7 protein-coding genes and 3 pseudogenes are annotated in these 10,064 nt (G+C 64.8%); 4 read left to right on the forward strand and 6 right to left on the reverse strand.

Features of this window, described 5'->3' with window-relative positions; all coding sequences use genetic code 11:
* Positions 1-110: 110 nt before the first annotated feature.
* Positions 111-1,808 carry a hypothetical protein gene (locus tag IPG68_09110; GenBank protein MBK6763412.1) on the reverse strand — a complete coding sequence of 566 codons (1,698 nt, stop codon included), beginning with the start codon at positions 1,806-1,808 and terminating at the stop codon, positions 111-113.
* A 390-nt stretch (positions 1,809-2,198) separates the two neighbouring features.
* Positions 2,199-2,469: pseudogene (locus IPG68_09115) on the reverse strand (transposase).
* Positions 2,470-2,572: 103 nt separating this feature from the next.
* Here IPG68_09115 and IPG68_09120 point away from each other — a divergent pair.
* Positions 2,573-3,433, forward strand: coding sequence for a hypothetical protein (locus IPG68_09120; protein MBK6763413.1), 861 nt, complete (start codon positions 2,573-2,575; stop codon positions 3,431-3,433).
* 90 nt (positions 3,434-3,523) lie between these two features.
* Here the strand turns inward: IPG68_09120 and IPG68_09125 are convergent.
* Positions 3,524-3,640: pseudogene (locus tag IPG68_09125) on the reverse strand (IS630 family transposase).
* A gap of 396 nt (positions 3,641-4,036) precedes the next feature.
* Between IPG68_09125 and IPG68_09130 the strand changes: the two are divergent.
* Positions 4,037-4,486, forward strand: coding sequence for an SRPBCC family protein (locus IPG68_09130; GenBank protein ID MBK6763414.1), 450 nt, complete (start codon positions 4,037-4,039; stop codon positions 4,484-4,486).
* Positions 4,487-4,639: 153 nt separating this feature from the next.
* Here IPG68_09130 and IPG68_09135 read toward each other — a convergent pair.
* The 3 genes and pseudogenes from IPG68_09135 to IPG68_09145 all read right to left on the reverse strand — a co-directional run bounded on the left by IPG68_09135 (position 4,640) and on the right by IPG68_09145 (position 7,075).
* Positions 4,640-5,382: pseudogene (locus IPG68_09135) on the reverse strand (MBL fold metallo-hydrolase).
* 224 nt (positions 5,383-5,606) lie between these two features.
* A complete protein-coding gene (locus IPG68_09140; protein ID MBK6763415.1) occupies positions 5,607-5,786 on the reverse strand; it encodes a hypothetical protein in 180 nt (59 codons plus the stop codon).
* Positions 5,787-6,682: 896 nt separating this feature from the next.
* Positions 6,683-7,075, reverse strand: coding sequence for a hypothetical protein (locus tag IPG68_09145; GenBank protein ID MBK6763416.1), 393 nt, complete (start codon positions 7,073-7,075; stop codon positions 6,683-6,685).
* 391 nt (positions 7,076-7,466) lie between these two features.
* Here IPG68_09145 and IPG68_09150 point away from each other — a divergent pair, with 391 nt between their 5' ends.
* The gene (locus IPG68_09150) at positions 7,467-7,943 is read left to right on the forward strand and encodes a DUF262 domain-containing protein (GenBank protein MBK6763417.1); all 477 of its coding nucleotides are present in this window, start codon (positions 7,467-7,469) and stop codon (positions 7,941-7,943) included.
* 928 nt (positions 7,944-8,871) lie between these two features.
* Complete coding sequence (locus tag IPG68_09155; protein MBK6763418.1) at positions 8,872-9,546, forward strand: recombinase family protein; 675 nt, start codon at positions 8,872-8,874, stop codon at positions 9,544-9,546.
* The last annotated feature ends 518 nt before the right edge of the window (positions 9,547-10,064 follow it).

Raw genomic sequence — 10,064 nt, forward strand, 5'->3', positions numbered from 1 at the left:
CACCCCAGCAGAATACGGCCTTCGTGGCGGCGCTGGACTGGAGGTTCACCACCGCCACGCCCGCATCAGACTTCGGCACCTATTCCCAGTACCTTAAAGGCGACCGCGTACTACTGCCGGGTGAAGGAGATGGACTGACCCGCCGAGTCCGGGCTCTCCGGGAAGATGCACCTGTCACCGCCGCATGCCTTCGCCTCGAGGTCGAAGTCGCCGGTGGTGCCCGGCTCGAAGGTCCGTCCGTGGGCGGAGAGGCAGTCGGTGAGGTCGACCGTGAAGCTGAGCAGGTTCGCCGGGTTGGCCGGCTGATCGTCAGCCTGGTCGGTGTAGCGTGCTCCGGTCCGGGAGAAGGCGGAGTCTGCCTCCACCAGGGATGGACCCGGGTTCGAGAACGAGGACCTCGGGCATTCCTGTCCGGTGCTGTAGATCCCGACCCCGTAGGAGAGATGACCCATGTCGATCCACGGCGCCGTCTCGGGCGGGATCGCTGCGCGCTGCGGTCGCCAGAACGTCAGGGTCACCACAACGTGACCGTTCGAGTCGGCCGCGACCGGGAACCCGTTCTGCAGCGAGCCCGGCTCACCGTACGCGACAGGGTACTGGACTGCCACCGGTCCGCCGTGCCCGTCGTCGTAGGAGACGAGCGCCGGCACGGTGGCGAACATGTACTGCAGCGTGCCGGTGAGTTGGCTCTGGACGCCGTTGTCGGTGATGCGCTCGACCAGGACGTCGCCGGTGCCGATCTGCGAGGCCGTGGCCCGGGTGATGAGCGCCAGAGCGTCACCGACGGCGCCCGTGGGGTTCGGGGTGAGATTGCCCATGCCGTTGCCGTCCGGGTCGAAGGCATCGGGGAAGGGTGGGAGATTCCTGTAGCCGACCTCGGCGTACCCGGTTCCCCCGTGTGAGCAGTAGACGAGCCCCTCGGTACGCGGCGTCGCTTGGTTGGCGCCGCCGCAATCCAGTTCGACGAAGTCGCCCGGCGCGATCTCGATCATGAGTTGTTGCCCCCACAACCCATCAGCCGCACCAATCGCGTCGACCAGTGCGGGCGAGTTGGCGTTCCCCGTCCGCCAAAGGGGAGCACCCAGCAGCGATTTCACGTGGATCGAATCAGGCTGGACCGTCTCCTCCGTGAGCGCGGCCTGCGCGGTGCGCGCGGCCTTCGAGCGATCGACGTTGTCGATGACCAGGTCGCCGTCGTCGTCGATGTCGATCACATCGGGCACCCCGTCGGCATCCCGGTCACCGGCCGGTGGGTTCTTCGGGGGCTTGGAGCGCACCCGGCCGAAGCGCCCGGCGCCGATCGGCACCCCGTGGCGGGCACGCGCCCAGCGCGAGGTGTCGACGGCGGCGCGTGGCAGGCGACGTGCGACCTTCGCATACGCCGGGTGGACCACGACCTTGCCCAGATACGTGCCAGCCCGCACACCGACCACAGCCCGGCCGCCCTTGCGACCGACCACCACCGGGCCGGCATACTTGCCGCTCGGGGCCCGCAACTGCAGGCTCACCCGCGCGGCCGGGGCCACGACCCGGAACGCCCCCTTGCGTGCCCGCACCACCCGCGCCTTACCGTTCGGTGCCAGCGCGATCACGGTGTAGCCGGGCTTGTCCAGCCGCCCCGAGATCCGCTTGTGGGCCTGCTTGCCGGCCGCCACCGCCGTCGTGGCACTGGTCAGCGGCTGGCTCTGCACAGATGTCACAGCGTTACCGGCGCCAGCCGGTAACGCTGCCACAACAGCCATCGCCACGACGACCCCACAGGCGGCCGCGAAGCCACTGTGCCGGCGTGAATGGACCCTGATCCTCATAGCCCCGCCCCTCTACTAGGGCGAACGCGACACATCACGTCCGCAGGCGCGGCAACGAGTACGTCGGGGGATCTGCGAAGCGGCGCACGCATTCACATCACGCCCTCCAACACCAGTATGACACTGAATCGTGGCGTGACACGTGCCGCAGGCTCCTTGCGCCTGGGACTCGCCGCGGATCTGCACGGCGAGCAGATCCAGTTTTCTGCTGGGTACGGATATGCGTTCCACAGATACTCCAATGGTGGTCCTCCCTGCCGGCGCTGGCGCATGACCAGGAGTTGTCACCGTCAGCAAGGACTGCCAGCAGGTCGCACAGCACCTCCCCGTCGATCAGGTCGTGCGAAGCTGACCAAGGTGGTCTCGTCGGGCGCCGCCGGCGGGACGTCAGCGGCGGATGTTCGTGTCGGTCAGTTCGCGGAACCACCGCTCGACCAGGTTCAGCCAGCTCGAGGACGTCGGGGAGAAGTGCAGGTGGAACCGGGGGTGTTTGGCCAGCCAGGCGACGGTGTTGGGGTGCTTGCGCGTCTGATAGGTGTCCAGGATCAGGTGCACCTGCAAGCCCGGGGGACGGCCCGGTCGATCGTGCGCAGGAACACCAGGAACCCTCGTGCTTGTGCTTGGGCAGGCATTGGCCGCACACCTTGCCGGTGGCCACGTTCCAGCGCGGCGAGCAAGGTGGTGGTTCGGGGGGACGCGGGGAGTACGCTTGAACTGAGGCGGTTGTCGCCTTCGGTGGCCGCCGCGATGACAGGGGGGTCATCATGATCCGGTTCACTGCTTTCATCACCTGCTGCGCAGCGTTCGCGCTGGCGGTTCCGGCCGCGGTATCCGTGGCGGCTCCCGTCGCACCGTCGCAGTCCATGCGACCCCCGAGTGCCACCACGAGCGTTCTCGCCGCCCGCGCCAAAGTCTCGGCCAGTCTGTCCGAGACGAGTTTCCGGGCGTCCCGGGCTGGCTCGGTGAAGCTCACATACAGCTTCTCCAAGCGCAGCAAGCACTTCCGCTACCGGCTGAGCGTCAAGAACGGCGCCACGTGGCAGACGGTCAACAGGGTCAAAAAGACGGGGCGTTTCAAGGGCACCCACACTCTGAAGGTCAAGAAGCTCTTCGCGGGAGAGCCCGTCAAGGTCGGCAGTTACTGGCTCAAGCTCACCGCCGACGCAGGCAGTACAACCCTCGCCTTCACAGTGACCAGCGAGCCCCCCGTGACGCCACCGGTGGTCAAGCCGCAAGCTGGTTCTTGGCACTCCACGAGCCCGGCCCCACGGGTGGGGAGTTTTCTCCAGGGTCTGGGTTTCTACGTGTCATCCGATCAGTCCGTCACCGGATTGGGCTTTGGGTACTATTTCACCGGCTGCCCATTGAACACGAATGCAACCGGCCGCAGTGATATGACCTCGGGCTACTCGACACCGATCACCAACGGACAGTTCGCCATGAACCCCACGGGATCTTGGAGCGGGCCGGTTTCCGGCTCCTTGCAAGGCACGTTCGACTCCCCGACCAGCGCGCACGGCACCGGCATGATGTCGGGCATCCTGTGGTGCCAGGGTCCTGCCGGCTACAACTACACCGTGAATGCAAGCACCGGGACCTTCTCCTGGACGGCCACCAAGCAATAGGCCGGGTAACCCAGTGGCAACCCATACTGAGGGGCAAGGGTAGGTCCCCCAGACCCTGCCCCTCGGTGGTCATTGGGATGACCCCCGGTGTAGCAACTCCTCGTGCCTGTGCTTGGGCAGGCACTGGCCGAACACCTTGCCGGTGGCCATGTCCAGCGCGGCGAACAAGGTGGTGGTGGCATTGCGCTTGTAGTCGTGGGTCATCGTGCCGGCCCGTTCACCCGAAACACATCGTTCCACGAGGCGAGATTTACCCGGAACGCCTGGTTCCAGGGGCGACGTTCACCTGGAACGCAGGGTTCGACAAGGCGACGTTCACCGGAGGCGCAGAATTCGACAAGGCAAGGTTGATCCGGTACCGGGGACGGCATGACAAGGACCTGGCGGGGCCCCCTCAGTGAGCGAACCGTTTGCGGGGGCGCTTCTCGGGTCGGAGTCGGCCTCGGGTTCGGGGCCTGGCGACGGGGCCCTGACCGGGATTAGGCGCCTTCCCAGAAACGACCGATTCCGGACGCTCGCCCGGGGGATTTTCGCCCATTGTCGAGTGCCTTCAGGGGCGTAGTGTGGACATGGGTGGTGGGTTACCCGGAAGAGGTGGGGACGATGAAGATCAGTTACGGGGCAGTGGTGCCCCTTCCGCCGGATGAGGCGTTCGCATTCGTGTCTGACCCCGAGAAGTGGCCGACGTTCTTCGAGTCCATGCGGTCCGTCGAGAAGGGCGATGACTGGGGTGCGGTGGGCGGGCATGCCCGCATGACGAACGTTCTCCTGGGCCGGTCGATCGAGTCAGAACTCGAGTTGACGGCGTGGGACCCGCCGCGCGAGTACCGCTACACGGCCCGCCAGCCCGGGCCCGGAGCTGCACTACCGAAGGGTGTTCGAGCCGGTACCAGGGGAACCCAGCTGAGCGGAACGACAGAGGCTGCGCTTCGTCGAGGGCTGTCCGGCCTGATCGACCGGGTGTGGGCCAGGGCGTTGCAGGGGATGTTCGCGAAGGCGATGCGGCGATTGCCCGAGGCCGTGCGCAAGACCTCGGGCGCGACCGGCGCCTAGCGGCTGACGGCCTCGCTGAGCGGCAGCTATGCGCCAAGTGATGGCTGGCGATAGCCACTGCGGCGATACGCGAAGACGTGACGTTCACCAGCGGTGTGGATGTCTCGCCGCGTGAAGGACCTCCCCGAGCAGGGCGGGCGGTCGTGGTACCCCTTATGACGCTGCCTCTAGGGCGGCGGCCACCGCCTCGGCCGGGGTTCCCCGGAACGCTGGCCCTGACCCGGCACCACAACATCGGCGCTGAGCCCGGCCAGCACGCGAAGCGAGTCGCGGGCCTGGGCGTTGTCATGGTTGAAGAATCCGGGCAGCAACTGCGGCCCGGGGGCGTGGACCAGGGCATGTTCGGTCATCAGCGCATCACCGGCCAACAGGGTTCCCCGCGCCGGCAGGTGCATGGCGCAATGCCCCGAGGTGTGTCCCGGGGTGTGTACGGGGAGCGGTCGACCTGGAATGTCGAGCGGTCCCGCTCCGAATATGTCGACATCGCCGAGCCGCTCGACCTTGGTTCCCTTGAGTCGCATCACGTCCATCATCCACACGAACACATCCGGGCGCCACAGCATCTTCAGCAGGGTCGGCACCGATACCTGCTCGATGCGAGTACCCGTGGCGTTCGGCACCTCCAACTCGTGACAAAGCACCGGCTTACCCACGGTGGTCCGGAAGTACTCGGCGCTGCCCAGATGGTCGGGATGCGCGTGTGTGAGGACCACCGCAGCCACATCGGCCGGAGAACGCCCGATCCGCTCCAGGGACGCGATGACCCGATCGCGGTCACCGGGATACCCCGTGTCGACCAGCGTCACCTCATCCCCATCGACCACCAGCACCCAGCAGACATGCTTGGCCCGTGCCTGCCACACACCTGTCGCGACCTCAACAACCTCGACGTCCATTGGTGTACCCCCTTCGTCCCGTTGCCCACGGGAGCCGGGCCAACGAGGCCCGCCGCCAGCGGTGAGACTTGACGTTGGCAAGGTATCACCACAACTTCCGCGATCGCTGATTTCAACCGCGCCTCCGGTTACGGCCACGCTTGGCCACGGGTCGCGACAGGCATGCGGGGGCCTCTCCGAGCATCGCCGCAGCGATGCACCGCATCAGCCGGCTCCATACCCCGTCACATCATGTAGATGACCGTGTCCTCGACACTTGCCTCGACGAACAACTCCTCGGACTTGGCCATGATGGCGAGGTAGCCGGGGTCGGTGAGGGTCTTGACCACGGCGGCGTCAAAGCCGGCCATGTCCGCGAAATCGGAGAACCAGTGCATCGTGCCGTAGGTGCCGCCGACCTGCATGCCCCACGTCGTGGAAGCCCAGACTCTCCGTGGAGTACTTGCAGATCTCAGCAGCGAAAGCTGCAGCTTCCTGGCCCTTGCCCCGGGCCACAAGCGCAGTCCTGTGGAAACGGATCGCCATGACATCCTCCTGTCGGATCACGCCGACGGGAGATTATCCCCGTCCTCAGAGTACCGCCAGCGACCGGCTGGCGACAAGCCGAAAGGGCCCCCGGGGCTCAGGCGCACGATCCCTACGGTCCCGTTGGACCCGGTCACGGCGACGATCAGACCGATCCTCCGCACTTCGGCACCCAGGTCACCCGGCCAGCGCGGCGGCAAGCGGCCTCGGGGATAGACCATGAGTGACCGCAGACTCCCACCACCTGACCGCACACCCTGACCGTTGGATGTGAACCCGCGCTCAGGCCACCCGGCACCAAGCCACGAGAGGAAGCAGGGCGACACGCGGCGAAAGGACTCACTTGGTGTCGAGGTTGGTGGTCTTTGGAAGGTTGGGTGCAGGCACCCCGTTCAAGTGACGCCAGTGGAGTCCGGTTCGAGGATGGCAGCCCGAGCGCTGGTCCCGGGCCAGCCTCTCCGCGAAGCGCACTGCGTCGCTTGGTGCAGTTCGGCGGCCGGCGCGCTGCGAAGCGAGTGACCCGGCCCTGAAGGAATCGTTTCTTCCGCGGGCAGCTCACCTCAACGACGCAAAACCCGCACCTGGCCGGCGAACTTCCGAAGAGCCATACAACCCAACCCGCAGCGGGTGTTCAGCAAGGGCGGGCCCTGTTTCTGAATCGACCGTTTCTGAGACGTCCGAAACCTCCCTCGTGAACGCGTGGTCTAGAACTTGTGTCCTAAACCGGCGGGCTTGTTGACGGATTGGGACACGGGCACAGTCCCCCGTGAAGGGGCTACTGCAGGCGGTTCAGCAGTTCGGTGGCGATGGCTGTATCGACACGGTGGTCGAGTCCGGTGAGAAGTTCGGTGGACCGTTCACCGTCGATGATGCGGCGCAGAACCGCGACCAGCGCTGACCAGTCATCTGTCGCGCTGAGGTTGTCGAGTAGGCCGTACACCTCCTCTTGAGTGGCAGTGTCGGCGTTGCCGGAGGCGATCTGGGCGGCGCCGGCAAGAACCGGTTCCCATAGCTGCAACGTCTGGGCGACCGGATCCGCTGGACCGCCCCCGGCCGCTACCAGGGCTCCCATCCCGGGCTGGCCCAGGGTGTCTGCCAGCAGTGCATACTGTTGCTGCTCGGTGTAGCCGAGGTCGCGCATACTCGATGCCCAGGTTGCGAACCGCATTGCGCAGCCGGTCAGTGAACACACCAGGCAGCTGCTGCGGCGATCGCGCCGAAGTGACGCGGACCGACTCGCGGCATGGCCGATCCAGCGACTGATACCCACTCGACGCGGGCGTTGGTGAGAACCTTCCAGCGATTCCGAACTGCGTGCCGGTGATCAACCTCTGCCGGCGGTTCCCCCGGCTAGAGTGCGCACATGGCGATCAAAGATCTGGAGGAACTCGAAGCACAACTGGCGAATGAGCGACGTAAGGTCGACGTCTCAAGCGTGACTTTCTCAGTGCGAGAACTCGTCCGCATGTTCGAAAGGGTGAGCTCCGCATCGCTCCGGCGTACCAGCGGAAGTACCGCTGGTCGAGACTGTCGCATCAACTTTCATCGAATCAATCTTCGTGGGTTTGCCAGTCCCGCCGATCTTCGTCGCAACCAACGAGGATTTCGAGCTGGAAGTTGTCGACGGCCTGCAGCGTATCTCCACGCTCCTGATGTTCCTTGCAGAGCGACCAGAATTCTTGTCGACCATTAACCGAACCAAGCCATTGCGGCTCCAAGGTCTTGAAACGTTGGATCAGTTGAACGGGCTGACCTACTCGGATTGCCTTCTTCGCTGCAACGCTACTACTTCGGACGTCAACCATTGCAGGTCATTTCGCTCACTGATAAGAGCGACCGCGCTGTTAGGTTTGATCTTTTTGAGCGGCTCAATGCGGGCGCGATTGCACTCTCAGCTCAAGAGGTCCGCGCGGCAGTCTACAGGGGAGGCTTCAACGACCTTCTCGAGGAACTCAGCGACTACCCGTCTTTCAAGGCGCTCCTTAAGCTCCAGGAGGTCAATAAGCATGACGGAACTGCGGCCGAGCAGGTTCTGAAATTCTTCGCATACAAAAATCATCAAGCACATTTCACTGGCAGCGTGACGCACTTCTTGAACTCGTATGCCGAGATCGCGAACGATACTTTTGACTACCAACTAGAACGGGGGATATTCGAGGGCGCATTCGATTTTTTGCATAGGTGCACTGGAGGTCCCTTTCTCCGCAAGACGACTCATGTCACGCCTCTCGTGGAATTCGAGGCGTGTGGCGTCGCGATAGGCAGTCTTCTTGAAAAGGGGACGCCCCTGGTCGAGCCACCTGACGGGTGGATCGAGGATCCAGAGCTGGTGAAGGCGAGCACAGGAGGGTCAAACACGCGACAAATGCTCGCTCGCCGAATCTCTAGGAGGCAGCGATCTCATCTCTCCCAGGGAAGTCGACGAGGGGACCTCAGCCCCCTCTGGACGGCAAAACCATCAAGCCGTCACACGTTCAGCAGGTCTGGAAGGTTCTCGGGCTAGGCGGGAGCCCGTTCCCATCGATCGGGGCCTCGACGGCCCTGACCAAGCTAGCCAGCATCAGGAACGATGTGGCACATAGGAATGTGTCGATCTCAGAGGTCTTCTTGGAGCCAGGCAAGACCGCGGTGCATCTCGCGGGGTACTTGGACGAGATGATCCTCTTCTCTCTTCATGTTGGCGTCGAGGTGGAGGCCTACGCTCTGGCACGAGACTGGCACAAAAAAGTCTAGCTCTGGCGGTCAGTCCACGACAGGAGACGACCGGACGCGTTCACCCCAGCGTGCGGTCTCCGGGAGCCGGATGTCAGCCTGGGCTACACCCCAACCTGACGTCCAGGGCGAATAGCGCCTGCCGCAGCGTGCGGCGTCCAGTTGGAGCCGCCCGTGTCGTTTCCTGACACCGTCGGACCCAGGTCATAGAGTCCAACCTGACAACACCGGCGGGCGAGGGGAGAGTCAGGCATGGCCCGAGTCGGATACACGCGCGTTAGTTCCGAGGCGCAGAACCTCGACCGGCAGCTCGACGGCATCGCCGTGGACAAGGTGTTCCCCGACAAGGTCTCCGGTAAGAACACCCAACGGCCGAAACTCGACGAGCTGCTCGACTACGTTCGTGACGGCGATACCGTCGTCGTGCACTCAATGGACCGCCTGGCCCGCAACCTCGATGATCTGCGCCAACTCGTCCGCACCCTCACCGGCCGCGGTGTGCGCGTGGAGTTCGTCAAGGAGAACCTGACCTTCACCGGCGACGACTCCCCCATGGCCACCCTGCTGCTATCGATCATGGGCTCCTTCGCGGAATTCGAACGAGCACTTATCCGCGAACGGCAGATGGAAGGCATCGCTCAAGCCAAGAAGCGCGGCGTCTACACCGGCCGCAAGAAGGCCCTCACCGAGGAGCAAGTCGTCGACATCCGCGACCGCATCAACGCCGGCGAAACCAAAGCCGCCCTCGCCCGGGAGTACGGCGTGAGTCGAGAGACCCTGTACCAACACCTCCGGTCGGCGATCCGCCTGCAGCACCAATCAAAGTCAACTGAGGGTAGCCGATGGGTGCGCCGTATGTTCCGATCAAGCGGCTGGTCGACAGCTCGCTTGCGGTGTCAGTTTCCGAAGTCGCCTGCAAATGTCTGAAGTCCTGTGCACGCGCCTCCACGTTTCCCGTAAGGGGATCCCCGTGCGGGACAACTGCACTTCGCACCGAAATCTCGCGATCATCCCCACGGGAGGTCGCCATGGTGGGGCCTGGCCCGTCTGGTCGTGGCGCCACGGTCAGCGTCAGGAGTGACGCCGACGGCCACACGATGCTGTCGGGCACGGGGCTGGCATTGCGCGAGGGACGGTTGGTTGCACCGAGCTACTTCCTGAATCGTGCTCATCCGCTCCCGGCACCCTTAGTGGACTTCCGCTCGGCGATGCGGGCCCGGACCTTGGACGCGGTCGGCTTCACCCTCTCGTGCCAGGCACGTCTGGCAACAGGTGTCGAGGCCCCAAGGCCCGCGAGGACCACCACGGCGACCAGTCCCTTCTTGTTGAGGACCTGGCGGCCAGCGCCGCTTCCCGTGCGGAGCGCGGCCGGGCCGAGCTTGATGTTGGTGAAGACAGCCTCCGGCGCAGCAGCCGGAGGCACGACGCCGTCTGGGTTCGCCTCC

This window comes from Micrococcales bacterium (assembly GCA_016703125.1).
Classification (GTDB): Bacteria; Actinomycetota; Actinomycetes; order S36-B12; family UBA10799; genus JADKAV01.